This is a genomic window from Arthrobacter sp. SPG23 (genome assembly GCF_000876655.1).
Taxonomy (GTDB): Bacteria; Actinomycetota; Actinomycetes; order Actinomycetales; family Micrococcaceae; genus Arthrobacter.
In genome coordinates this window covers 350230-374581 of record NZ_JYCN01000018.1, presented here as the reverse complement: position 1 = coordinate 374581, position 24352 = coordinate 350230, and the positions used below count along the sequence as shown (strand labels likewise).

20 protein-coding genes and 2 tRNA genes are annotated in these 24352 nt (G+C 65.2%); 16 read left to right on the top strand and 6 right to left on the bottom strand.

The window, feature by feature from the left end:
- Nucleotides 1–2: 2 nt before the first annotated feature.
- On the bottom strand, nt 3–668 hold the full coding sequence (locus TV39_RS12500) for a mechanosensitive ion channel family protein (RefSeq protein ID WP_043482099.1): 666 nt from the start codon (nt 666–668) through the stop codon (nt 3–5).
- A gap of 108 nt (nt 669–776) precedes the next feature.
- Here TV39_RS12500 and TV39_RS12495 point away from each other — a divergent pair, with 108 nt between their 5' ends.
- Nucleotides 777–1829, top strand: coding sequence for an NAD-dependent epimerase/dehydratase family protein (locus tag TV39_RS12495; protein WP_043482097.1), 1053 nt, complete (start codon nt 777–779; stop codon nt 1827–1829).
- On the opposite strand, the gene TV39_RS12490 is transcribed toward TV39_RS12495, so the two are convergent.
- Nucleotides 1765–2244 carry an OsmC family protein gene (locus TV39_RS12490; protein ID WP_043482095.1) on the bottom strand — a complete coding sequence of 160 codons (480 nt, stop codon included), beginning with the start codon at nt 2242–2244 and terminating at the stop codon, nt 1765–1767. The genes TV39_RS12495 and TV39_RS12490 overlap by 65 nt on opposite strands.
- Nucleotides 2245–2251: 7 nt before the next feature.
- A complete protein-coding gene (gene pepN, locus TV39_RS12485; protein WP_043482093.1) occupies nt 2252–4804 on the bottom strand; it encodes an aminopeptidase N in 2553 nt (850 codons plus the stop codon).
- A gap of 145 nt (nt 4805–4949) precedes the next feature.
- Between pepN and TV39_RS12480 the strand changes: the two genes are divergently transcribed.
- The 3 genes from TV39_RS12480 to TV39_RS12470 all read left to right on the top strand — a co-directional run bounded on the left by TV39_RS12480 (nt 4950) and on the right by TV39_RS12470 (nt 7496).
- Complete coding sequence (locus tag TV39_RS12480) at nt 4950–5951, top strand: hypothetical protein (protein WP_043482091.1); 1002 nt, start codon at nt 4950–4952, stop codon at nt 5949–5951.
- A 139-nt stretch (nt 5952–6090) separates the two neighbouring features.
- Nucleotides 6091–6585, top strand: coding sequence for a ribose-5-phosphate isomerase (locus tag TV39_RS12475; RefSeq protein ID WP_043482090.1), 495 nt, complete (start codon nt 6091–6093; stop codon nt 6583–6585).
- Entirely contained in the window at nt 6585–7496 is a 912-nt protein-coding gene (locus tag TV39_RS12470; protein WP_043482088.1) for an Fpg/Nei family DNA glycosylase, read from the top strand. The genes TV39_RS12475 and TV39_RS12470 overlap by 1 nt, the downstream gene beginning before the upstream one ends.
- 59 nt (nt 7497–7555) lie before the next feature.
- Here the strand turns inward: TV39_RS12470 and TV39_RS12465 are convergent.
- Nucleotides 7556–7629, bottom strand: a tRNA-Gly gene (locus tag TV39_RS12465).
- A gap of 156 nt (nt 7630–7785) precedes the next feature.
- On the opposite strand from TV39_RS12465, the gene TV39_RS12460 reads away from it, so the two are divergent.
- From TV39_RS12460 to TV39_RS12430, 7 genes are all read left to right on the top strand, one after another.
- Nucleotides 7786–7860, top strand: a tRNA-Pro gene (locus TV39_RS12460).
- 66 nt (nt 7861–7926) lie between these two features.
- The gene (gene tig / locus TV39_RS12455; protein WP_043482086.1) at nt 7927–9333 is read left to right on the top strand and encodes a trigger factor; all 1407 of its coding nucleotides are present in this window, start codon (nt 7927–7929) and stop codon (nt 9331–9333) included.
- Between the two features lie 255 nt (nt 9334–9588).
- Entirely contained in the window at nt 9589–10200 is a 612-nt protein-coding gene (locus TV39_RS12450; RefSeq protein WP_043482084.1) for an ATP-dependent Clp protease proteolytic subunit, read from the top strand.
- 36 nt (nt 10201–10236) lie between these two features.
- Nucleotides 10237–10896, top strand: a complete 660-nt coding sequence (locus tag TV39_RS12445) for an ATP-dependent Clp protease proteolytic subunit (RefSeq protein WP_043482275.1) — start codon at nt 10237–10239, stop codon at nt 10894–10896.
- 197 nt (nt 10897–11093) lie between these two features.
- The gene (clpX, locus tag TV39_RS12440; RefSeq protein WP_043482082.1) at nt 11094–12383 is read left to right on the top strand and encodes an ATP-dependent Clp protease ATP-binding subunit ClpX; all 1290 of its coding nucleotides are present in this window, start codon (nt 11094–11096) and stop codon (nt 12381–12383) included.
- 67 nt (nt 12384–12450) lie between these two features.
- The gene (locus TV39_RS12435) at nt 12451–13065 is read left to right on the top strand and encodes a mycothiol-dependent nitroreductase Rv2466c family protein (RefSeq protein WP_043482080.1); all 615 of its coding nucleotides are present in this window, start codon (nt 12451–12453) and stop codon (nt 13063–13065) included.
- Between the two features lie 329 nt (nt 13066–13394).
- Nucleotides 13395–13688, top strand: coding sequence for a putative quinol monooxygenase (locus tag TV39_RS12430; RefSeq protein WP_043482077.1), 294 nt, complete (start codon nt 13395–13397; stop codon nt 13686–13688).
- A 109-nt stretch (nt 13689–13797) separates the two neighbouring features.
- Here TV39_RS12430 and valS read toward each other — a convergent pair whose 3' ends face one another.
- On the bottom strand, nt 13798–16419 hold the full coding sequence (gene valS / locus TV39_RS12425) for a valine--tRNA ligase (RefSeq protein ID WP_043482075.1): 2622 nt from the start codon (nt 16417–16419) through the stop codon (nt 13798–13800).
- Nucleotides 16420–16536: 117 nt separating this feature from the next.
- Here valS and TV39_RS12420 point away from each other — a divergent pair, with 117 nt between their 5' ends.
- The 5 genes from TV39_RS12420 (at nt 16537) to ndk (ending at nt 23309) form a co-directional block, all read left to right on the top strand.
- Nucleotides 16537–17298 (top strand): SDR family oxidoreductase, encoded by a 762-nt coding sequence (locus tag TV39_RS12420; RefSeq protein WP_043482073.1) that lies wholly within the window; start codon nt 16537–16539, stop codon nt 17296–17298.
- A gap of 389 nt (nt 17299–17687) precedes the next feature.
- Nucleotides 17688–21041, top strand: a complete 3354-nt coding sequence (gene ileS / locus TV39_RS12415) for an isoleucine--tRNA ligase (protein ID WP_043482071.1) — start codon at nt 17688–17690, stop codon at nt 21039–21041.
- Between the two features lie 3 nt (nt 21042–21044).
- Nucleotides 21045–22403 (top strand): bifunctional folylpolyglutamate synthase/dihydrofolate synthase, encoded by a 1359-nt coding sequence (locus TV39_RS12410; RefSeq protein ID WP_043482068.1) that lies wholly within the window; start codon nt 21045–21047, stop codon nt 22401–22403.
- Nucleotides 22404–22405: 2 nt separating this feature from the next.
- On the top strand, nt 22406–22849 hold the full coding sequence (locus TV39_RS12405; RefSeq protein WP_043482066.1) for a DUF4233 domain-containing protein: 444 nt from the start codon (nt 22406–22408) through the stop codon (nt 22847–22849).
- 40 nt (nt 22850–22889) lie between these two features.
- Nucleotides 22890–23309, top strand: coding sequence for a nucleoside-diphosphate kinase (ndk, locus tag TV39_RS12400; protein WP_043482064.1), 420 nt, complete (start codon nt 22890–22892; stop codon nt 23307–23309).
- Nucleotides 23310–23425: 116 nt separating this feature from the next.
- On the opposite strand, the gene TV39_RS12395 is transcribed toward ndk, so the two are convergent.
- Complete coding sequence (locus tag TV39_RS12395) at nt 23426–24097, bottom strand: vitamin K epoxide reductase family protein (RefSeq protein ID WP_043482062.1); 672 nt, start codon at nt 24095–24097, stop codon at nt 23426–23428.
- Nucleotides 24098–24352 lie beyond the last annotated feature (255 nt).

Genomic DNA, 24352 nt, shown 5'->3' with positions numbered 1-24352 from the left:
GGTTACTCTCCGGCCTTCTGCTGGGGTGCGGTATCAGGGTCGGGCACGTCGGCGGAGTCGTCCGCAGGGGCCACGTAGTTGCCCTGGGAGCGGTTACCCACCCGCAGGATCTCGCCGTTGCGCAGGTACCAGATGGCGCCGTCGTCGGAGCGGACGCGGGTGATGCGCAGGCCCATGGATTCCACCGTGCCCACCACTTCGCTGGTCTCGATGATATCGCCGATGCCGTACTGGTCTTCGATGGTAATGAAGATTCCGGCCAGGAAGTCGCGGATGAGCTGCTGGGCGCCGAAGCCGATGGCCACACCCAGGATGCCCACGCTCGTCAGCAGCGGGGCGATGTCGACGTCGAGGTTCTTGAGGACGTACATGATGGTGATCACGGCGATGAGGACACCCGCCACGCTGTTCAGGAGCGAACCGATGGTCCTGGCCCGCTGGACCCGGCGCTCGTGGTCCAGGGCGCGCAGGGCCGGGGCGACCCAGCGGAAGTGCGGCTTCTTGAAGAAGGTGGTTCCGGCGGCCACGCTTTTGGTGATCCCGGCAATCACAAACGAAGCTACGAGCCAGATTGTGACGCCCACTCCGATGCTGATCACGATCCCGGCGGCGTTGATTCCGGAGATGTCCGGTGTGGCGGGCGGGGTGATCGACAACATGCTGTACATCGGCAGGGATGCTCCTTACTGCTTATCGGCTTTCGCCGGAGCTGCCGGGCGTTCGCCGGGCGCATAACACTCTGTTCACCGTCAACCCTAGCGCCGTAGCGTGGCCGCATGCGCATCCTGATTCTTGGCGGCACTGCCTTCCTGTCAGCCGAAATCGCCCGCCAGGCAGCCGCCGCCGGCCATGACGTGACCTGCCTTGCCCGTGGTTCTACGGCTACTCCGCCGGAAGGAACGGCCTGGCTGCGGGCGGACCGCGCCACCGGACGGCAGGCTTATCAAGTGGCGGCAGGGGAATGGGACGCCGTCATTGATGTCACCCGTGATCCGGGACGGGCCCGGGACGCCCTCGAGGCCCTGGCGCCCATGGCAGCGCACTGGACTGTGGTGTCCAGCTGCTCCGTCTACGCCGACCATTCGGTGCCCCATGCGGACGAGGGCGCCGCTTTGTTACCGCCGCTCACGCCGGGCACCGTCCTCGCAGCGGAGAACTATGGTGAGGCGAAGTCGGCTATCGAGCACTACGCCACCGACGTCACCGGCGGGACGGCCCACCTCTGCCGGGCGGGGCTGATCGGCGGCCCCGGCGACACGTCGGACCGTTACGGCTACTGGCCGGCACGGTTTGCCCGTGGCGCAGGCCCCGTCCTCGTTCCGGACATCGGCTCCAGTGCGACGCAGGTCATCGACGTCCGCGACCTCGCCTCGTGGGTCCTGACGGCCGCCGGACTGAAGCTTGCCGGCGCCCTGAACGCGGTGGGAAGCGTCGTGCAGTTTGGAGACTACGTGGACGAATCACGGCTGCAGGGAAAGTACTCGGGCCGGACGTACACCGTCCCGGAAGAGTGGCTGGTTGCCCGGGGGATTGACTACTGGGCAGGACCGGATTCCCTGCCGCTCTGGCTCCCGCCGGGACATGACGGTTTTGCCACCCGCTCCAACGATGCCGCCGTCGCGGCGGGCCTCAGCATGCGGCCATGGCAGGAGACCCTGCAGGACACGCTCGAGGACGAACGCCGCCGCGGCCTGGACCGGGAACGGAAAGCCGGGCTGAGCCCGGAAACGGAGAGACGGCTCGTAGAGGAGTTCCAGGCCGCGGTCAGCGGTCCTGCACCTGCACGGAGGGCTCGTGCAGGACGGGAAAGTTCACGCTCCGGGCAATAAAACACACCTTGCTTGCCTCCTCGTGCAGCCGCTCCATGAGCGCGGGTTCCACATCCCCGGCTAGTGTCACCATGGGCCTGAGGGTGGCGGATTCAAACTGGCCGCTGCCGTCCCGGTTGGTCCGCATCAGCCCTTCGGCGCGGTCCTCGTAGGCGGTCACCACCACGCCGTGCTTCACCGCCATGTGCAGGAACGAAAGCATGTGGCACTGCGACAGTGCGGTCAGCAGAAGCTGCTCGGGGTTGTAACGGGTTCTGTCCCCATGGAACGTGGGATCCGCGGATCCCTTGAGGACCGGAAGCCCGGGGAGTTCGATGTCGTGTTCACGGGAGTACCCGCGGTACGTCGACGTTCCCTCACCCCGGTTCCCGGTCCACCGCACGGTCACGGCGTAGCGGTGCTCGTCAAGGCTCATGCCGGGGCTACCCGACGTCGGCCTGGCGGGCCCGCAGCGCACGGGCCACGCCGTCGCGGTTTTCCAGCATCATGCGCCGCAGGGCGGCGCTGTCGTCGGGAAGCGAAGCCAGGAACTCGTCCGTCCGGTCCACCGTGGCCTGGGTGGTCTGCTGTGCCGGATAAAGCCCGACGACGATCTGCTGGGCGAGCGCGTGGGTGCGGTTGGCAACGATGCCGGGCACGGCGTCGAAATACTTCTCCGTGAAGGGCGCCAGCAGCGCCGGGTCCAGGACCCGGGTAAACCCTGCCACCGCGGAGGCCTGGAGGGCGTTGGACAGCTCGCCCCTCACCACGATGGACTCCCAGGCCGCAGCCTTGGCCTCGGCCGTGGGGATGGCTGCCTTGGCCAGCGCGGCCGCGTTCTGGCCATTGGCGGTGTTGTCCCGCTCGAGTTCGGCGTCGATCCGGTCCTGGCCGGCCCGGCCGCCGGCCACCAGCGAAGCGAGCAGCTCCCACCGCAGGTCCTGGTCGACCGTGAGGCCGTCCAGGGATGCCGAGCCGTCCAGCAGCGCGGACACGGAATCCAGCTGGCTGTCACTGCGGGCCAGCAGGGCGTATGACTTCACGAACTGCAGCTGCGCGTCCGATCCCGCCGGAACTGTCCGGGCAAGGTCCCAGAGGGTGTCCGCGGTGGCCTCCGAGGTTTTCTCCCGGTGCTCTTCGGCAACGTAGTAGCTGAGCGTCGTGGCCAACTGGCGGAGCTGGACCAGGATCACTGAAGAATCCGATTCGGACGCGATGTTGGCGAGGATCAGCTCCACGTAGCCCCGGGCGGGTGTTTCGCCGTCGCGCGCGGCGTCCCAGGCGGAACCCCAGACGAGCGTCCGCGGCAGGCTCTCACGGAAGTCCTTCAGGTGGGCCGTTGCGGTAGCCAGCGACTTCGGATCCAGCCGGACTTTCGCATAGGCGAGGTCGTCGTCGTTGAGCAGGACCAGGTCCGGCTGCTGCAGGCCGGCGAGGGCAGGCACCTCGGTTCGTTCGCCGTCGACATCCAGTTCCTCGCGGTGCACCCGGACAAGCTGCCCGTCGGTGACATTGTAGAAGCCGACCGCCAGCCGGTGCGGCCGGATGGTGGGCTGCTCGGCCACTGCGGACTGAACGATCGCGAAGGAAGTGATGACTCCGGCGGAGTCCACGGCAAGGTCGGGAGTGAGCGTGTTCACGCCGGCGGTTTCCAGCCACAGCCGGCCCCACTCGTCCAGGTCACGGCCACTGGCTTTTTCCAGCTCCACCATGAGGTCGCTGAGCTCGGTGTTCTGCCAGGCGTGCTTGCTGAAGTACTCGCGGACCCCGGCCATGAACTGCTCCGGGCCCACCCAGGCCACCAGCTGCCGCAGCACCGAGGCGCCCTTGGCGTACGTGATGCCGTCGAAGTTCACCTCAACGTCCTGCAGGTCGTTGATCTCGGCGAAAATGGGGTGCGTGGTGGGCAGCTGGTCCTGGCGGTAGGCCCAGGACTTCTCCACCGAGGCGAACGTGGTCCAGGCATGGTCAAACTCGGTGTTCTCCACTGCGGCCAGGTGGGACATGTATTCGGCGAACGATTCGTTGAGCCACAGGTCGTTCCACCAGCGCATGGTCACGAGATCCCCGAACCACATATGCGCGAGCTCGTGCAGCACGGTGATGGCGCGGCGTTCAACCTGCGCGCCCGTGACCTTGCCCCGGAACACATAGCCTTCCAGGATCGTGACGGCTCCCGCGTTCTCCATCGCGCCGGCATTGAACTCGGGGACGAAGAGCTGGTCGTACTTCTCGAACGGGTAGGGGCAGCCAAACTGCGCTTCGAAGAACTCGAACCCCTGGCGCGTGAGGTCGAAAATGTTGTCCGCGTCCAGGTACTGCATCAGCGACTTGCGTGCGAAAACGCCTAGCGGAACGACGCGCCCGTCGGCGCACTTCACCTCGCTGCGCACCGACTGGTACGGACCGGCGACCAGTGCCGTGACGTAGGAGGACAGCCTGGGGGTGGCGGCGAATTCCCAAACGGAGCGGGCGCTGCCGTCCTCGCCGGGAATGGTTTCGATGGGAACAGGCGTGGGGGAGTTGGACACCAGGTCCCAGTGCGACGGCGCTGTGACGGTGAACGTAAAGCTCGCCTTGAGGTCGGGCTGCTCGAACACTGCGAACATGCGGCGCGAATCCGGAACCTCGAACTGCGTGTACAGGTAGACCTCGTTGTCCACCGGATCCACGAAGCGGTGGAGCCCTTCGCCGGTGTTCATGTACGGCGCATCGGCAACCACCAGCAGATCGTTTTCCGCGGCCAGGTACGGCAGCTGGATGCGGACACCGTCGGACACTTCAGCGGGGTCCAGTTCTTCGCCGTTCAGCATCACGCTGTGGACCTTGTGGGTCACCGCGTCGATGAAGGTGGAGGACCCCGGCCGCGCGCTGAACTTGACGGCGGTGGTGGATCCGAAGACCTTGTCGCCCCGGGTCAGGTCCAGGCTGACGTCGTAGGACTCAACGGAGATGAGGTCGGCGCGCTCACGGGCTTCGGCGCGCGTCAGGTTCATGCCTGGCAAAGTGGGGCCTCCAGAAAAGGTTGCGGTTGCCGGCCGGCAACGGTCATTGCCGGCACTGTGAAGTTATTCTTTCACTTCGTGGGGCGATGGCAAGTTAGGTGGATCACAAGGCACCGGCGCGGAGTAGCGTTGGGGTATGGGAAAGTTCCGGGATTCGGTGGACATCAGGGCGCTACGCTTCGCGGTGGGGTTCCCTGCACTGCTGGCCCTGGCATTTGTTGTCTGCGCGTTCCTGCTCCGGACGGACGTGCCGGACCCCATGGCGGTGCAGTGGTCCGACGCCGGACCGGCCGGATTTGCGCCGTTCCCGGCCTTCGTGACCTTCGGCGGCCTGATCATCGCGGTGGTGGGCTGGCTGGTCCTGGGGCAGGCCGTCCCATTGAGCCGGCCCGCCGTCATGCGGCGTCTCATGATGGGCATCGGACTAAGCCTCAGCCTCTTTGTGACCACCGTGCTGGCGGCCGTCCTGGTGGGCCAGGCGGGAATCGCCGATGTCCGCGAAGCACGGGTGGATCTCACCGTGCTGGCCCTCGGGAGCGGGGCGGCACTTCCGCTCGGCGTCGTCATGGGCTTCGTGTTCAAGGCCGACGAGCGGTGGTCAGTGGACGATGAGCGCGCGTTGCAGGAGGCGCTGGCCCTCGAAACGGACCCGGAGCTGGCGGCGGATTCAGTGCGGCTGTGGGTCCATGCGCGCAGCTCGGTGTTCGTGATGCTGGGCGTCGCATCGCTCTTCCCTGCAGCCCTCCTCTCCATCGCCGTCCCGTGGCTGGGTGCCCTCCTGGTGGCGCTGGCGGTACTTGCAGCCGCCTTCCTCTTTGCCCGGGTCATCGTTGACCGGAGCGGATTGCGGGTCTTCGCCGCGGGATTCGTCCGCGTGATGGAAGTGCCGGCGTCGGCGATTTCGTCGGCCACGCCGGCGGTTGTCCGCGCAGCGGACTACGGCGGCTGGGGCTACCGGCACCACGGCGGCACCACGGCCATGCTGGTCAGCAGCGGTCCCGCCGTCGTCGTCAACCGCGCCGACGGCAAGAAGCTGGCTGTCAGCGGCGGCAGCGCAGACTCCGCCGAAAGAGTGGCCGCCGTCCTGTCACGCGTGGCCGCCCGGGCACGGGGCGAGAAGCGCCCGCCGCAGCCCTGAGGGTCTTCCCTGGTTTCGCCGCCGGACGTCCGCAGAGTGTTCATGGCAGGCAGCCGGCACCTCCGGGCTAGTACCCTTGGATCCGACCCCCGAAGCAGCCCGGAAGCCTACCGGCGCTTATGACTGAACGGATTTTGCCGTGACAACATCCTCCGATTTCCCGCGCGTCCACATCGCCACCGACCACGCCGGCATGGAGCTCAGCGCCCACCTGGTAGCCCACCTCACGGCCAAGGGCTACACCGTGGTGGACCACGGGCCCGAGGTCTACGACGCGCTGGACGACTACCCGTCCTTCTGCATCCACGCTGCGCTCGCCGTCGTGGCGGACCAGGCTGCCGGAATCCACGCCCTGGGCATTGTGCTCGGCGGCTCGGGGAACGGCGAGCAGATCGCTGCCAACAAGGTCAAGGGTGTCCGTGCGGCACTGGCATGGAACCTGTCCACCGCAACCCTTGCCCGCGAACACAATGACGCCAACGTCGTTGCGGTCGGCGGCCGCCAGCACAGCGTGGACGAGGCAACCGAAATCATCGAAGCCTTCCTGCAGGAACCGTTCAGCAACGATGAACGCCATGTCCGCCGCATCGGCAAGATCGCGGCCTACGAGAACACCGGCGAGGTCATCGCCTAGTGCCCGAGGGGCATTCGGTCCACCGGCTGGCGCGCCAGTTCGCGGACGTCTTCTCCGGCCAGCGCCTCGCGGTCTCCAGCCCGCAGGGCCGGTTCGCCGACGGCGCAGCGCTGCTGGACGCCCGCACCATGGTCGGCACAGTGGCGCACGGCAAGCACCTGTTCCTGCACTTCGACCACGGCCTGGTCCTGCACGTGCACCTCGGCCTCTACGGCGCCTGGGACTTCGGCGGTGACGCCACGTTCCGGGGTGCGTCAAGCATCGGTGCGCCCCGGAAGGTGGGGGAGCGGGAGGTGTTCGACGACGGCGTGGGCATCGACGACGGCGTCCCAGGCTACACGCGGCCGCCGGCGCCCGTCGGCGCCGTCCGTGTCCGGCTTGCCGGAGCCCACGGCTGGGCCGACCTCAGGGGCGCCACCACGTGCCAGGCCATCACCGAGGCGGAGGCTGACGCTGTCCTGGCCCGGCTGGGGCCCGACCCCCTGCGGAATTTTTCCAAGGACAAGGACCATTTCATTGACGGGGTGCGCGCACGGAAAACGCCCCTCGCGGCACTGTTGATGGACCAGAAGGTGATTGCCGGCGTCGGGAACGTCTACCGCGCCGAACTGCTCTTCCGCCAGGGCCTGGATCCCTGGCTGCCCGGACGCTCCCTGGACGCGGAAGCGGCGGCAGGTCTGTGGGTGGATACCGTCGCCATGATGTCCGACGGCGTCCGGGACGGCAGGATCATCACCACGCCTCCCGGCTATTGGACCGAGCCCGCCGCTGGACTTCCGGCGCCGGAGGAGTCCCATTTCGTGTACCGGCGGCACGGCCTCGACTGCCGCGTATGTGGTTCCCCGGTCGCCCTGACGGACCTTGCCGCGCGCAAGCTCTACTGGTGCCCCGTGTGCCAGCAGGCATCCTGAGGCGAAGTCGCCGGAACAACAGGAAAGCCCCTCCGAAGAGGGGCTTTCCTGTTGTGTCCTGGAGGGGACGACGGGAATCGAACCCGCGTAATCAGTTTGGAAGACTGAGGCTTTACCATTAAGCTACGTCCCCGTGGAAAGGCATCAAGCCGTTCTGCTGATCCGCAGGGCTGTTGGTGCATTTCTTCCGGTCGGCTGCTCGAGCCGGATATAACTAAACCTAATTCAGGGCCCCAGTGTCAAATGTGCATATCCGGCCGATATGACCGTAGACTGTTCTGTGCACTTACGGGGTGTAGCTCAGCTTGGCTAGAGCGCCTGCTTTGGGAGCAGGAAGTCGCAGGTTCAAATCCTGTCACCCCGACTCTGCAGCTTGTCAGATCATTGCGTTTGCAGAACCCCATCCCACAAAACCAGGAGTACTTAGACTGTGAAGAGCGCTGTCGAGAACCTCACCCCCACGCGGGTCAAGCTCAATGTTGAGGTCCCCTTTGAGGAATTGAAGCCCAGCATCGATGAGGCATACAAGACTGTTGCTTCGCAGATCCAGGTCCCTGGCTTCCGCAAGGGCAAGGTCCCCGCAAAGCTGATCGACCAGCGCGTCGGCCGCGGCTACGTGCTGGAGACCGCCATCAACGAAGGCCTCAACGGCTGGTACCAGGAGGCTGTCCAGGAAACCGGCATCCGCCCCCTGAGCCGTCCCGAGGTTGAAATCACCGAGGTCCCGGACCCCACCGCGACCGACGGCGAACTCAAGTTCCACGCCGAGGTTGACATCCGCCCCGAGATCGAACTGCCCGACTACTCGGGCATCAAGGTTGAGGTCGCCGCTGCCGAGTCTTCCGAAGCAGACGTTGACAAGGCGCTCGACGAACTCCGCGGCCGTTTCGGCACGCTGAAGTCCGTGGACCGTCCGGCTGCCGACGGCGACTTCCTGACGATCGACATCACCGCCTCGATCGACGGCGCCGAAGTTGATTCCGCTTCCGGTCTGTCCTACCAGGTTGGCGCCGGCACCATGCTCGAAGGCCTGGACGAGGCAGTCACCGGCCTCAGCGCCGACGAAGACGCCATCTTCGACACCACCCTCGTTGGCGGCGACCACGCCGGCGAAGCTGCCCAGGTCAAGGTGGTCGTCAAGTCCGTCAAGGAGCGCGAGCTTCCCGAGGCCGACGACGACTTCGCCCAGCTGGCATCCGAGTTCGACACGCTGGCTGAACTGCGCGAGGACCTCGCCAAGCAGGCGGCCGAATCCAAGGTTGTCGAGCAGGGTGTTGAGGCACGCGACAAGGTCCTGGACAAGCTCGTCGAGCTCGTTGAGGTGCCCGTCCCCGCTTCGGTCGTCGAAGAGCAGCTTGAGCAGCACTTCAAGGCCGAGAACTCCCACGGCGACGGCGAACACGACACCGAAGAGCACCGCGCCGAGGTCAAGGCCAACACCGAGCGGGCCTTCCAGAACGAGATCATCCTGGACGCCATCGCTGACAAGGAAGAAGTCGGAGTCAGCCAGAACGAGCTGATCGACTACATCGTGACCACCGCCAGCCAGTACGGCATGGACCCGAACCAGTTCGCCCAGATCATCGATCAGTCCGGCCAGGTTCCCATGATGGTTTCCGAGGTACGCCGCCGCAAGGCACTGGCCGTAGTACTGGGCCAGGCCGAGGTCACGGACTCTGAAGGCAACAAGGTTGACCTGAGCGACTTCGTCCGCCCCGGCGGCGAAGAAGCAGCTGCCGCTGAAGCTGCCCCCGCCGTCGACAGCGACGCCGTTGAAGGCGAAGCTGCCACCGACGAAGCCGCGCCGAGCGATGATCCGGCAGCAGTGAAGTTCTAACACGCATTCCATGGAAGCCCCCGGATCCCAGATCCGGGGGCTTCCTCCGTTTAACCCCGGAATGGCGGCTGTGCCGTGCTGTGCGGCGCCGTTGCGCCAATCGTGCGCCGTCAGCGAACAGCGCGATGCCTGAGAACAAAACGGCCCCTAAACCGGTTAGTGTCCAAGTAGTGATTTTCAGTGACGTCGTCCCGTGACGTCACCGTCGCCAGCGAGAGGTAAGTACATATGTCACAGCAAGCAGGGGCCCCCCGGATGGCTACTGTCGATCCGGCAGCCCAGGACAACTACATCTACAACCGCCTGCTGAAAGAGCGAATCATCTGGCTCGGCTCCGAGGTCCGCGATGAAAACGCCAACGCGATCTGCTCGCAGTTGCTGCTGCTGTCCGCGGAGAACCCCGATAAGGACATCTACCTTTACATCAACTCGCCGGGCGGCTCCGTGACGGCAGGCATGGCCATCTACGACACCATGCAGTTCATCCCGAACGACGTCGTCACCGTCGCCACCGGCCTCGCTGCTTCGATGGGGCAGTTCCTGCTGTCTTCCGGCACCAAGGGCAAGCGCTACGCCACGCCAAACGCGCGCATCCTGATGCACCAGCCGTCCGGCGGTATTGGCGGCACGGCTTCGGACATCAAGATCCAGGCCGAGCTCATCCTCCACATGAAGAAGGTCATGGCGGAACTCACCGCCGAACAGACCGGCCAGACCGTGGAGACCATCCTCAAGGACAACGACCGCGACAAGTGGTTTACGGCGACGGAAGCCCTCGAGTACGGCTTCTTCGACAAGATCGCCGCGCATGCGGGATCCGTGGCCGGCGGCGGCGGAACGCAAAACGCCAGCGGCTCGGAAAAGTAACCGGCGTAGACAGAAATGATTCCAGGAGAAATGAACATGAACTACAATTTCGGATCGTCTGCCGGGAACCTGCCCACCAGCCGCTACGTGCTGCCGCAGTTCGAGGAGCGCACCCCCTACGGCTTCAAGCGCCAGGACCCGTACACCAAGCTGTTCGAGGACCGCATCATCTTCCTCGGCGTGCAGGTGGACGACGCGTCGGCTGACGACGTCATGGCGCAGTTGCTGGTGCTTGAGTCCACGGACCCGGACCGCGACATCACGCTGTACATCAACTCCCCGGGCGGTTCCTTCACCGCCATGACGGCCATCTACGACACCATGCAGTACATCCGTCCCGAGATCCAGACGGTGTGCCTGGGCCAGGCCGCAAGCGCCGCGGCCGTCCTGCTCGCGGCGGGAACACCGGGCAAGCGCCTGGCACTGCCCAACGCGCGCGTGCTGATCCACCAGCCGGCGCTCTCCGGCGGCCAGGGGGGCCAGGCCTCGGACCTTGAGATCCAGGCCGCGGAAGTCATGCGCATGCGTTCATGGCTCGAAGATACGCTGGCCAAGCACTCGGGCCGGACCTCCGAGCAGGTCAACAACGACATCGAACGTGACAAGATCCTGACCGCCGCCGAGGCGCAGTCCTACGGCCTCATCGACCAGGTCCTTGATTCCCGCAAGATCAAGCCGCAGGCGATCACCAGGTAAGTAGCACGACACGCGGAGCCGGTGCGGTTCATGGAAAATGGACCGCACCGGCTTTCGTTTTCAACGCGTAAGGTTCCACCTCTCAGGCCGAATGTGACCTAGAGTGGAACATGTCACGGCCGGACCTTCCGGACCCACCGTGATTCCAGCAACCGGTGCAGTGCTGCGGTAGCAGCAGGATACTAAGGGGTTCACATATGGCTCGGATTGGCGAGAGCACGGATCTGCTGAAGTGCTCTTTCTGCGGAAAGAGCCAGAAGCAGGTGCGCAAGCTCATTGCCGGGCCCGGCGTCTACATCTGCGACGAGTGCATTGAGCTCTGCAACGAGATCATTGAAGAGGAACTCGCGGAAGTAGCGGACCTCGGCAGCTTCGAACTGCCCAAGCCGCGCGAAATCTTTGATTTCCTGCAGGAATACGTCATAGGCCAGGAACCGGCCAAGCGCTCCCTCGCCGTTGCGGTGTACAACCACTACAAGCGGATCCAGGCCGGCCACGCACCGAAGAGCGGCAGCCTCGCCGAAGGCGTCCACCACGACGACGTCGAGATCGCGAAGTCGAACATCCTCCTTATCGGCCCCACCGGTTGCGGCAAGACCTACCTCGCGCAGACCCTTGCCCGGCGCCTGAACGTACCGTTCGCCGTCGCAGACGCCACGGCACTGACGGAGGCCGGCTACGTTGGCGAGGACGTGGAGAACATCCTCCTGAAGCTCATCCAGGCCGCCGACTACGACGTCAAGAAGGCCGAACAGGGCATCATTTACATCGACGAGATCGACAAGATTTCCCGGAAGAGCGAAAACCCGTCCATCACCCGGGACGTTTCCGGCGAGGGCGTGCAGCAGGCGCTCCTGAAAATCCTGGAAGGCACGGTGGCCTCTGTACCCCCGCAGGGCGGCCGGAAACACCCGCACCAGGAATTCATCCAGATCGACACCACCAACGTGCTGTTCATCGTTGCGGGAGCCTTCGCCGGACTCGAGGACATCATCGGCTCCCGTTCCGGCCGCAAGGGCATCGGTTTCGGTGCCCCGCTGAACGAAGTCAAGAACAACTCCGACTCCTACGGCGAGGTCATGCCGGAGGACCTGTTGAAGTTCGGTCTCATTCCGGAATTCATCGGCCGTCTTCCCGTCATCACCACGGTCTCCAACCTGGATCGGCCGGCCCTGATCCAGATTCTGTCCACGCCGAAGAACGCGCTCGTGAAGCAGTACCAGAAGATGTTCCAGCTGGATGGCGTGGAACTGCTTTTTGACGACGAAGCGCTGGACATGATCGCCGACCAGGCCCTGGAGCGGGGCACCGGTGCCCGCGGGCTCCGCGCCATCATGGAGGAAGTACTCCTCCCCGTCATGTTCGATCTCCCGAGCCGGGACGACATCGCCAGCGTCGTCATCACTGCCGACGTGGTGGCCAAGAAGGCCCCGCCCACCATGATCGCCCACGATGTGGTGGCGAAGCGGCGGAATAAATCTGCGTAGTTCGTTGCTCTTGGTAGGTGTGCGCCCGGACCGCGCCATGCCCTGATGACTTTACGAGGAGACTTCCGTGCCTGAGACCACCACGAGCAAAGCCGACTTCTGGTTCGACCCCCTGTGCCCCTTCGCCTGGATCACCTCCCGGTGGGTGGGCGAAGTGGAGGAAGTCCGCGATATCCAGACGGAATGGCATGTCATGAGCCTTGCCGTCCTGAATGAGGGCCGTGAGCTGGACCCCGGATACCGTGAGGCAATGGACAAGGCCTGGGGCCCTGTCCGCGTCATCATTGCCGCCCGTGAGCAGCACGGTGACCAGGTCATCAAGCCTTTGTACGACGCCATGGGCAGCCTCATCCACGATGGCGGCGAGAAGGACTTCGGCATCGTGATCAGCAAAGCCCTGGCGGAGTGCGGACTACCGGCATCCCTGGCGGCCGAGGCCTCCTCGGATGCCTTCGACGTGCAGCTCCGCGCCAGCCACGAAGAGGGCATCTCCCTGGTTGGACAGGATGTGGGAACGCCGGTGGTGGCCTTCAACGGCACGGCTTTTTTCGGCCCGGTGCTGACGCGTATTCCCCGCGGCGAGGAAGCCGGCCGCCTGTGGGACGCCGCAGTGACCCTGGCTGCGTACCCCCACTTCTTCGAAATAAAGCGCAGCCGTACGGAGCAGCCGGAATTCAACTGACGGGTTCTTCCTGGGGCCGTTTCGCGGGCGGCGGGAATTACTGCCGTGTAGTTCTTCCCGGACCCTTGCGCATCCCCCTGGGTGGGACAACAATAGTTCTTACCCACTTCGAAAGAAGCGGGACACGGAAACCAAAGATTCAGTGACACGCATCTGACGCAGCCTTCGGCAAAGTCAGAAGCTGGCTACCAGTGACGAGGTAGGAAGACCTGGACTTCCGAGGATTCCGCCAGATTGTCACAGACGTCACGAGACAATCGAAAAAGTCGAAGCCCCACCAACGGCAAAACGCTGATGGGGCTTCCCCTTTGCCCAAAAACAGGAGCATCATGTCCATCACAGCCCACCTTGACCTGAACCTCAAAGCAGACTCGCTGGATGCGGCGCCGGCCATGCTCCGGGAAATCCTTGCCGTCACCCGGGCCTTTGACGGCTGCCTCGGCGTGGATGTGCTGACCGACAGCAGGGATCCTGCGCACGTCCTGGTGGTGGAGCGCTGGGCGTCCGTGGAGCACGACGAGGCATACCGCGCCTGGCGTGCCGGCGACGGTGCCAGCACGCTCGGGACCATTCTGTCCGGGCCGCCCCTCCTGACGCGCTTCGAGACCGCATTCGAGATGTGAGCAGTCCCGTGGAAACGCAAGCGGAGGTGCCTTCGCCTGGTTGAACACGTGTTCAGAACCATGCGGAGGCACCTCCGTTTTTGCAGCGGCCGGGCGCCGCTGGACGGGACTAGGCCTGGGCGGGCTCCTCGGGAGCTGCCAGCACAACGTCGCCGACAGTGAGTTCGCCCTCGCCTGCCACGAGTGTCAGTTCACGGGCATTGGAGGCTGCCTTCAGGTCTGCAAGGCCGGCCTTCAGCTGCGTGGTGAGCGACTCCGTGGCCGTAATCGTCGCGGAGAGAACCTCAGTGCGCTGCTTGACCTTCGCTTCGGACTTCGCCTTGCGGATGCCGCTCAGCGCGATTCCCACAGTCGCGAGCATGGTGGTGTCGCCGTCGGACACCTCAAGGGCCGCGGGCCACTCGGCACGGTGCACCGAGCCGCTGCGCCACCAGCCCCAGACCTCTTCGGTGGCGAAGGGCAGGAAGGGCGCGAACAGGCGCAGCAGGGTGTCAAGGCTGGTGGCCAGGGCTGCCAGCACGGAAGCCTGCTCGGATTCGCCTGCCGCACCGTAGGCCCGGTCCTTGATGAGTTCCACGTAGTCGTCCGTGAACTGCCAGAAGAAGCTCTCGCTGATCTGGAGGGCACGGGCGTAGTCGTAGTTCTCGAAGGCCTTGGTGGCCTGTGCCACGACGTCCGAGAGCTGCGCCAGCACGGCGCGGTCCAGCGGGTTCGTGAGCACCGACAGGTCGGCGGAGACCACCGAGTTTTCCGTGGCACCCAGGTTCAGGACGAACTTCGAGGCGTTGAGGAGCTTGATGGCCAGGCGGCGGCCGATCTTCATCTGGGCGATCTCGTAGGCGGTGTCCGCCCCGAGCTTGGCCGATGCCGCCCAGTAGCGCACGGCGTCCGATCCGTACTCGTTCAGGACGTCGGTGGGTACGATCACGTTGCCCTTGGACTTGGACATCTTTTTGCGGTCCGGGTCGAGGATCCAGCCCGAGATGGCCGCGTGCTTCCACGGCGCGGTGTCCTGCAGCGCGTCGGCACGCACGGCGGTGGAGAACAGCCACGTCCGGATGATGTCGTGGGCCTGCGGGCGCACGTCGAACGGATAGACCTTGGTGAAGAGGTCTTCATCCGTGCTCCAGCCGCCCACGATCTGAGGCGTCAGCGAGGACGTGGCCCAGGTGTCCAGGACGTCGGCGTCACCGGTGAATCCGCCGGGCTGGTCGCGCTGGGCTTCTTCGTAGCCGGGGGCGGCGTCGGCGGCCGGATCGACCGGGAGCTGTTCATCGGTCGGCAGCACCGGGGCGTCATAGTCGGGGTTTCCGTCGGCGTCGAGCGGGTACCAGACCGGGACCGGCACGCCGAAGAAGCGCTGGCGGGACACGAGCCAGTCGCCGTTCAGTCCGGAGATCCAGTTCTCGTAGCGCGAACGCATGAAGGCCGGGTGGAACTCAATCTCGTTGCCACGCCCGATCAGGCGTTCGCGGCGGTCCTCGTCACGTCCGCCGTTGCGGATGTACCACTGGCGCGACGTCACCACCTCGAGGGGCTTGTCGCCCTTCTCGAAGAAGTTGACCGGGTGCATGATCTTCTTGGGCTCGCCGTCGAGGAGTTCGGCAGCAGCGAGCTGCTCGACGACCGCTTCCTTCGCGCTGAAGACCGTCTTGCCGGCGATCGCCGCAAAGGCCGCGCGCCCCTCGTCGGTGGTGATCCATTCGGGCGTGTCGCCGATGATGCGTCCGTCGCGGCCCACGATCGCCCGGGTGGGCAGCTGCAGTTCGCGCCACCAGGTCACGTCGGTGAGGTCGCCGAAGGTGCAGACCATGGCAATGCCCGAGCCCTTATCAGCCTTGGCAAGGTGGTGGGCCTTCACTTCCACTTCGACGCCGAACAGGGGAGAGGTGACCTTCTTGCCGAACAGCGGCTGGTAACGCTCGTCGTCGGGGTTTGCCACCAGGGCGGCGCAGGCTGCCAGCAGTTCGGGGCGGGTGGTCTCGATGTAGAGCTTCTCGCCGTCTTCGGTGAAGAACGGGTAGCGGTAGTAGGCTCCGGCGACCTCGCGGTCTTCAAGTTCGGCCTGGGCCACCGCGGTGCGGAAGGTGACGTCCCACAACGTGGGGGCCTCGGCCATGTAGGCGTCGCCGGCGGCGAGGTTGGCAAGGAAGGCCCGCTGGGATATGGCACGCGACTTGTCGTCGATGGTCCGGTACGTCAGGTCCCAGTCGACGGACAGGCCAAGGGTCTGGAACAAGTTCTCGAAGACCTTCTCGTCCTCGACGGCGAGTTCCTCGCACAGCTCGATGAAGTTCCGGCGCGAGATGACGTCAAAGTCGCGCTGGTTTTTGGCGGGCTCAGCCGGCGGTCGGTAGTCGGCGTCGTAATGGATAGCCGGATCGCAGCGCACGCCGTAGTAGTTCTGGACGCGGCGCTCGGTGGGCAGGCCGTTGTCGTCCCAGCCCATCGGGTAAAAGACATTCTTGCCGGTCATGCGCTGGTAGCGCGCCAGGACGTCGGTCTGGGTGTAGGAGAACATGTGCCCCACGTGCAGGGACCCCGACGCAGTGGGCGGGGGAGTGTCGATCGAGTAGACCTGCTCCCTGCTGGTCTCCCGGTTGAACTTGTAGGTTCCTTCGTTAAGCCAGCGCTGCGTCAGGGCAGCTTCCAACCCCTCCAGGGCGGGCTTATCCGGAACGTTGATAGGGGCGGTGGTGGGCGTGTCTGTACCCTGAGTGTCTTCAGCCATGGAGCAATTGTTTCATGCTCCCCGGCTGCGCCCTGCAGCAGTCGGCGTCGCTTCGGACTGGGTTCGCCCACGTGCAGGAACGTTTCACGGACTTCCCCGCGACGCTAGGGTGGTGCCATGACTGAGGATAAGCACACGAAGGCAGCAGTAGTTACGGGAGCAAGCACCGGCATTGGCGAGGCCACGGTCCGCGCGTTGCGGGCCGAAGGGTGGACAGTGTTCGCCGTTGCACGCCGGGCGGACCGGCTGGCGGCGCTCGCAGGGGCCACCGGAGCCACGGCCATTGCGGCGGACATTGCCGACGACGATGACGTGGAACGCCTCCTCGACGAAGTGACACGGGCCGGCGGAATCGACACCCTCATCAACATCGCCGGCGGTGCGCGTGGTGCCGACCGGATCGCGGACGCCAAGACCGAAGACTGGGAATGGATGTTCGACGTAAACGTCCTGGGGACCATGAAACTGACCCGGGCCTTCCTTCCGATGCTGCGGGCCTGTGGCGAGGGGACCGTCCTGAACCTGACGTCGACCGCGGGACTTTCCGCTTACGAGGGCGGCGCCGGCTACAACGCTGCCAAGTTCGCCCAGCACGCCATGACGGGTGCACTGCGGCTGGAGGAAGTGGAAAACAACCTCCGGGTCATCGAAGTTGCTCCGGGCCTGGTGCACACCGAGGAGTTCGCCCTCAACAGGCTGGGCGACCAGGAGGCTGCCGGGAAGGTATACCAAGGGGTCGAGAAGCCGCTCACGGCTGACGACGTGGCCGACGTGGTCCGCTACGCTGTCACGGCGCCGCACCACGTCAACCTGGACCAGATCGTGATCCGGCCCGTCGCGCAGGCTGCCAACTACAAGCTCATCCGCAAGCAGGGCTGAGCCGGGACTAGCTGCCGCCTGGCCGGATGACGGCGGCCCGGCCGGATGGAATCATACGGCCGGGCCGCGGGCTCGTGCCCCGGGGTACTGGAGAACACCGCAACTCCGGTTAGAATCGAATATCAGCGTTGACCCGGCCATCACCGGTGAGCTTCCGGAAGAACCTTCGGGCCCTGCGGCGCAGGAACCCGGAACAGTAGAACCGGACGGGTAAGCCCGTCACAGCAGCAATGAGCGGCCGACGCCGGGATGGCTCCACTTTTGTGGGGAGGTCCTGCGACGGTAAGTGAGGTGGTACCGCGGTGCCGGTGCTGTTGCAAAGCAGCGTACGGGCCGTCCTCGCATCCTGAATGATCCACTTGTTCACTAGCTCAACCCAGGATGTCGAGATGACCTATTACCCCAAGGCCTCAGCCGCACCATCAGGCACTAGCAGCGTTTCCGCCTCTGTGAAGTTTCCGGAGATCGAAGAGCGCATCCTCAAGTACTGGGACCAGGACGGCACCTTCCAGGCGAGCATCGACCAGCGCGAGTCTGACCTCCCTGGCGGAACACCCGGCAGTAACGAGTTCGTCTTCTACGACGGCCCGCCCTTCGCCAACGGCCTGCCGCACTACGGCCACCTGCTGACCGGCTACGCCAAGGACCTGGTGGGCCGCTACCAGACCCAGCGCGGCCGCCGCGTCGAACGCCGCTTCGGCTGGGATACCCACGGGCTCCCTGCCGAGCTGGAAGCAATGAAGCAGCTGGGCATGACGGACAAGACCCAGATCGAGTCCATGGGCATCGACAAGTTCAACGACGCCTGCCGCGCCTCCGTGATGAAGTACGCGGACGAGTGGAAGAGCTACGTCACCCGCCAAGCGCGCTGGGTGGATTTCGACAACGACTACAAGACGCTCAATGTCGAGTACATGGAGTCTGTGCTCTGGGCCTTCAAGCAGTTGCATGAAAAAGGCCTGACCTACAACGGCTACCGCGTCCTGCCGTACTGCTGGAAGGACGAGACGCCGCTGTCCAACCATGAACTCCGCATGGACGACGACGTCTACAAGAACCGCCAGGACCAGACCGTCACGGTCACCTTCCCCATCACGGCGGGGGAGTCGGAGCTGTCGAAGGAGCTTGCCGGAGTGCAGGCGCTCGCCTGGACCACCACGCCGTGGACGCTGCCCACCAACCTGGCGCTCGCCGTCGGGCCGTCCATCACGTACGCCGTGCTGCCGGCCGGACCCAACGGCATCAAGGCCGCGTCAGCGGATGCCCCGGTCAGTGGCAGCTTCCTGCTCGCAGCGGACCTGCTGGGCGCCTACGCCAAGGACCTTGGCTACGGCGACGGCACCGCCGGCGTTGAAGAGGCGGAAGCCGCGGTCACCGCCACGTACACGGGCGCCGAGCTGGCCGGACTGCAGTACCAGCCGCTCTGGGGTGACTTCAGCGACACCGAAAAGTACGGCACCGAGAACGCCTGGCGCTTCCTCGTGGCCGACTACGTGACCACCACCGACGGCACCGGCATCGTCCACCAGGCGCCCGCCTACGGTGAGGACGACCAGAAGGTCTGTGAGGAAGCCGGGATCCCCGTGGTGCTCTCCGTGGACGAGGGCGCAAAGTTCCTGCCCCTCTTCTCGCACGGCGACCTGCACGACATCGTGGGCCTGCAGGTGTTCGAGGCCAACAAGCCCATCACCCAGGTCCTCCGGGCACAGGGCCGCCTGGTCCGCCAGGCCAGCTACGAGCACAGCTACCCGCACTGCTGGCGCTGCCGCAACCCGCTGATCTACCGCGCTGTGTCCTCCTGGTACGTGGAGGTCACCAAGTTCAAGGACCGCATGTCCGAGCTGAACCAGGAGATCAACTGGATCCCCGGCAACGTCAAGGACGGCCAGTTCGGGAAGTGGCTGGCCAACGCCCGCGACTGGTCCATCAGCCGCAACCGCTACTGGGGCAGCCCCATCCCGGTGTGGCAGTCCAGCGACCCTGAATACCCGCGGACCGACGTGTACGGCTCGCTCGCCGAGATCGAAGCCGACTTCGGCCGGCTGCCGCTGAACAAGGACGGGCAGGTTGACCTGCACCGGCCGTTCATCGACGAGCTCACGCGCCCGAACCCGGACGACCCCCGCACCCCGGAAGAGGGCCAGTCCGTGATGCGCCGCGTCGAGGACGTGCTGGACGTCTGGTTCGACTCCGGCTCCATGCCCTACGGCCAGGTCCACTACCCGTTCCAGAACGAGGAATGGTTCGACACGCACAACCCGGCGGACTTCATCGTCGAGTACATCGGCCAGACCCGCGGCTGGTTCTACATGCTGCACATCCTCTCCACCGCGCTGTTCGACAGGCCGGCCTTCCGCAACGTCATCAGCCACGGCATCGTGCTCGGCTCCGACGGGCAGAAGATGTCCAAGAGCCTGCGCAACTACCCGGACGTCTCCGAGGTCCTGGACCGCGACGGCTCCGACGCCATGCGCTGGTTCCTGATGTCCAGCCCGATCCTGCGCGGCGGCAACCTGGTGGTCACCGAACAGGGCATCCGCGACGGCGTCCGCCAGGTCATCCTGCCGCTCTGGAACGTCTACAGCTTCTTCACGCTCTACACGAATGCCGCTGCAGGCGGCGCAGGGTACGACGCCAAACTGCGGTACGACGGCTACACCGACACCCTGGACCAGTACCTCATGGCCAACACCGGGGACCTGGTCCGGAACATGACGGCCCAGCTGGACAGCTACGACATTTCCGGTGCCTGCGACGAACTGCGCAGCTACCTGGACATGCTCACGAACTGGTACGTCCGCCGCAGCCGCCAGCGTTTCTTTGACGAGAACGTTGACGCCTTCGATGCGCTGTACACCGCGCTGGAGACCGTCTCCCGCGTGGCCGCATCCCTGTTGCCGCTGGTCTCTGAGGAGATCTGGCGCGGCCTCACCGGCGGGCGCTCCGTGCACCTGGCCGACTGGCCTGACGCGGGACTCTTCCCGGCCAACCCGGAACTCGTCGAGGCCATGGACCGCGTACAGCAGATCTGCTCCACCGGGTCATCGCTGCGCAAGGCAGCGAACCTCCGCGTGCGCCTGCCGCTGCAGGAGCTCACCGTCGTGGCACCCGGCGCGGACGCGCTGGCAGGCTTCGCCGCCGTCGTCGCCGATGAACTGAACCTGCGCTCAGTCCGCCTGCTGGACGCCGAGAGCGCCTCCCCGGAGGAGTTCGGCATCGAACAGAAGCTGGTGGTCAACGCCCGCGCCGCCGGACCGCGACTGGGCAAGAACGTCCAGCAGGCCATCAAGGGCTCCAAGTCCGGCGACTGGTCCGTGAACGACGCCGGAGTGGTCACCGCAGGCGGCCTCGTACTGGAGCCGCAGGAGTACACCCTGGAAACTGTCGTGGCGGAAGCGGCGGGTGGCGAGGGAACTGGTCCTGCCACAAGGGCAGCTGCCGTGCTGCCGGGCGGCGGCTTCGTGGTGCTGAACACCGAAGTCACACCGGAACTGGAAGCCGAAGGTGCGGCCCGCGACATGGTCCGCGCCATCCAGCAGGCCCGCAAGGATGCCGGACTCAACGTGAGCGACCGGATCCACACCACAGTCACCGCGAAACAGGACGTCGTTGATGCCCTGTTGGCGAACGCGGAACTCGTCAAGACCGAAACCCTGACCGTCAAGCTGGACACCGTTCCGGCCGACGTCAAGGAACCGCAGGTCAGCGTTGTCAAGACCGCGGCAGAAAAAGTAGAGGCCTAAGCAATGACTGACGAATTTTCCGTAGAGAGCGTCTACGCCGAACTGCTGGGCCGGGCGCCGGAAAACAAGATGGAGCCGCGCCTCGCGCCGCTGTACCGGGCCATGGACGTGCTCGGGGAGCCCAACAAGGCCTTCCCGATCATCCACGTCACCGGCACCAACGGCAAAACGTCCACGGCCCGCATGATCGAAGCGGGTCTCCGCGCCCACGGACTGAGCACCGGACGCTACACGAGCCCGCACCTATCGAAGGTGACCGAGCGGATCAGCATCGACGGCGCCCCCGTTCCGGATGAGACCTTCGTCCGGATCTGGGACGAGATCCGCCCCTACCTGCAGATCGTGGACGGCGAGCTGGAAGCTGAGGGCCAGCCCCGGCTGACCTACTTCGAGTGCCTGACCATCCTGGCCTTCGCCGTGTTCGCGGACCAGCCGGTCAACGTCGCCGTCATGGAGGTGGGACTGGGCGGCATCACCGATGCCACGAACGTCGGTGACGGCCAGGTGGCCGTGGTGACTCCCATTTCGCTGGACCACACGGACCTTCTGGGCGACACCACCGAGGACATCGCTTTCGAGAAGGCAGGCATCATCAAGCCGGGAGGCTTCCTGGTCAGCGCCGCACAGCCCGTCGGCGCCGCCCAGGTGCTGCTCGAGAAGGCCCGCGAAGTGCAGGTCCCCTACCGCTTCGAAGGCGTGGAATTCGGCGTCGAATCCCGGACTGTTGCCGTCGGCGGCCAGATGGTGACCATCCAGGGCCTGGCCGGACGCTACGAGGAGTTGCTGGTGCCGCTGCACGGAGCGCACCAGGCGGAGAATGCCGCCGTCGCCATTGCCGCGCTGGAGGCGTTCTTTGGCGCGGAGAAGGCGCTGGACCCCGAAGTCCTCCAGGAGGCCTTTGCTTCGGTGACGTCACCGGGCCGGCTCGAGGTTCTCCGCACTGCTCCCACCATCATCGTGGATGCCGCGCACAATCCGGAGGGCATCCGCGTTTCGGCCGAAGCGATCCATGAAGCCTTCAGCTTCACCAAACTCGTGGTGGTGGTGGGCGTCCTGAAGGAGAAGGACGCCGAAGAGATCCTCCGCCAGCTCAAGGAGTCCCTGGGCGACCTCGCGGCCGAATACTGCTTCACCCAGTCCAACTCGCCCCGTGCAGTACCGGCCGAGGACCTCGCGGAAATTGCGTTGGACCTGGGCTTCGGCGAGGACAACATCCATGTTGCCGACAAACTCGACGACGCCCTGGAGTGGGCCGTGGAGCATGCCGAAGCCAACGAGGACCTCGCCGGCGGTGTCCTGGTGACCGGTTCCATCACACTCGTGGCCGAAGCCCGGATCCTGCTCGGAAAGGCGGACGCCTGACCATGGCCCGACTCACCAAGGCGCAGCGGGAGTGGCGGCCCGGCATGCCCAAGAAGCGGCGCTCCACCAAAGTCATGTTCGCCTCCACGGTCCTGGTGCTCGAAGCGTTCGTGGCATTCTTCGCCACCCTGGCGGTCTTTGGGCTCCGCCGTGACGAGTTCCCGCCGGCCGTGATCCTCAGTGTCGGCATCGTCCTGAGCCTGGTGCTGGTGTTCACCTGCGCCGTGCTGTCCAAACCGTGGGGTGTGGCGCTGGGCTGGATCCTGCAGCTCGTCCTGATCTTCACCGGATTCATTGAGCCCATGATGTTCGTGGTGGGCATCCTCTTTGCCGTGGCCTGGTGGTACGGCATCAGGACCGGCATCCGGATTGACCGCGAGGCCGCGCAGCGCGAACGCGAACAGGCCGAGTGGGAAGCCGCCCACCCCGAAGAGCAAAGCCACTAGACTGGTTTCCGAATCCCACCCCCAACACATTGGAGAAGCTGTGAGCATTGAGCGCACCCTCGTCCTGATCAAGCCCGACGGCGTGACCCGCAACCTGACCGGCGCCATCCTCGGCCGGATCGAAGCCAAGGGCTACACCCTCACCGAGCTCAAGAAGGTCGATGCCAGCCGCGAACTGCTGGAGCAGCACTACGAGGAGCACGTGGGCAAGCCGTTCTACGAGCCGCTCGTCGAGTTCATGCTCAGCGGACCGGTCGTTGCGGCGATCTTCGAGGGCCACCGCGTGATCGAGGGCTTCCGTTCGCTCGCCGGCACCACGGACCCGACGACGGCGGCGCCCGGCACCATCCGCGGCGACTTCGGCCGCGACTGGGGCCTGAAGGTGCAGCAGAACCTGGTCCACGGTTCCGACTCCGTCGAGTCAGCCGAGCGCGAGATCAAGATCTGGTTCCAGGACTAACAGCCTTCAGCGCGAGCGGACAGATAAGTCCCTCCTCTTAAGCGCGAGCGTACAGTTGAGGCCCCCGTTTCCGAAGAAACAGGGGCCTCAACTGTACGCTCGCGCTTTTCTCTGGCTTAGTAGCCGGACGTCCCGATGAACACCTGGATAAAGGCGAAGAAGATGGTGGCGATGACGGCCACGTACAGCAGCGCGACGGCGATCCAGCCGGAGTCGCCGGCGATCTTCATAGCGCCGGCCGGAAGCTTGATCACTCCGTGCGTGATGTTCCGGACCGTGACCCACACAAAGAGCGGAATCATCGCGGCCCAGACCACCATGCAGAACGGGCACAGGATATGGATGGAGTACAGCGCCTGCGACCACAGCCACACCACGAAGGCAAAGCCAAGTGTGACGCCGGCCTGCAGGCCAAGCCAGTACCAGCGGGCAAACGTGGCGCCGGAAAGAACAGCCATGCCCGTGGTGATCACTACGGCGAAGGCCACGATGCCAATAAACATGTTGGGGAAGCCGAAGAGGGAACTCTGCCAGGTCTGCATCACGGCCCCGCAGGAGACCCACGGATTGACGTCGCAGGCCGTTACGTGGTTCGGGTCCTTGAGGACCGCCAGCTTTTCCAGGACCAGGGCGCCGGAGGCGAGCCAGCCGATAGCGCCGGTAATCACCAGCAACCAGCCAAACGGCTTGTCCCGGGTCATCGGAGGCAGGCCTTCCTGCGCTGCTGAACGCTCGCGGAGGTCGCCGTCCACCAAATTGTTCTGCATGGAATTGGAGATGCTGGGCATGGGATGTCGCGTCCTTTTTCTCGAGGGCTCCTCGCCCTGATTGTAACGCCGGAGGCTGGACGGGCCGCACAGACTCCGCCCGGACGCGCCCCGATTATCGGGCCGCCGGCCCCGCCTCCCCCTCGTTTGAGCGAGCGTATGAGAGAATGAAGCTGGCTGGAATACGATCCACATTCGAATTCCGGTCCGGTGGCTTGTTTGTAAGACCGCCAATGATGAGCAGGGCACGCTCCGGATCCACGATAGATCCCGGCC

Bases quoted from the DNA above. Each gene is read 5' to 3' on its own strand.
- TV39_RS12500 (WP_043482099.1), bottom strand. From the start codon at position 668: ATGTACAGCATGTTGTCGATCACCCCGCCCGCCACACCGGACATCTCC.
- TV39_RS12495 (WP_043482097.1), top strand. From the start codon at position 777: ATGCGCATCCTGATTCTTGGCGGCACTGCCTTCCTGTCAGCCGAAATC.
- TV39_RS12490 (WP_043482095.1), bottom strand. From the start codon at position 2,244: ATGAGCCTTGACGAGCACCGCTACGCCGTGACCGTGCGGTGGACCGGG.
- pepN (WP_043482093.1), bottom strand. From the start codon at position 4,804: ATGAACCTGACGCGCGCCGAAGCCCGTGAGCGCGCCGACCTCATCTCC.
- TV39_RS12480 (WP_043482091.1), top strand. From the start codon at position 4,950: ATGGGAAAGTTCCGGGATTCGGTGGACATCAGGGCGCTACGCTTCGCG.
- TV39_RS12450 (WP_043482084.1), top strand. From the start codon at position 9,589: ATGGCTACTGTCGATCCGGCAGCCCAGGACAACTACATCTACAACCGC.
- TV39_RS12445 (WP_043482275.1), top strand. From the start codon at position 10,237: ATGAACTACAATTTCGGATCGTCTGCCGGGAACCTGCCCACCAGCCGC.
- clpX (WP_043482082.1), top strand. From the start codon at position 11,094: ATGGCTCGGATTGGCGAGAGCACGGATCTGCTGAAGTGCTCTTTCTGC.
- TV39_RS12430 (WP_043482077.1), top strand. From the start codon at position 13,395: ATGTCCATCACAGCCCACCTTGACCTGAACCTCAAAGCAGACTCGCTG.
- valS (WP_043482075.1), bottom strand. From the start codon at position 16,419: ATGGCTGAAGACACTCAGGGTACAGACACGCCCACCACCGCCCCTATC.
- TV39_RS12420 (WP_043482073.1), top strand. From the start codon at position 16,537: ATGACTGAGGATAAGCACACGAAGGCAGCAGTAGTTACGGGAGCAAGC.
- ileS (WP_043482071.1), top strand. From the start codon at position 17,688: ATGACCTATTACCCCAAGGCCTCAGCCGCACCATCAGGCACTAGCAGC.
- TV39_RS12410 (WP_043482068.1), top strand. From the start codon at position 21,045: ATGACTGACGAATTTTCCGTAGAGAGCGTCTACGCCGAACTGCTGGGC.
- TV39_RS12405 (WP_043482066.1), top strand. From the start codon at position 22,406: ATGGCCCGACTCACCAAGGCGCAGCGGGAGTGGCGGCCCGGCATGCCC.
- TV39_RS12395 (WP_043482062.1), bottom strand. From the start codon at position 24,097: ATGCCCAGCATCTCCAATTCCATGCAGAACAATTTGGTGGACGGCGAC.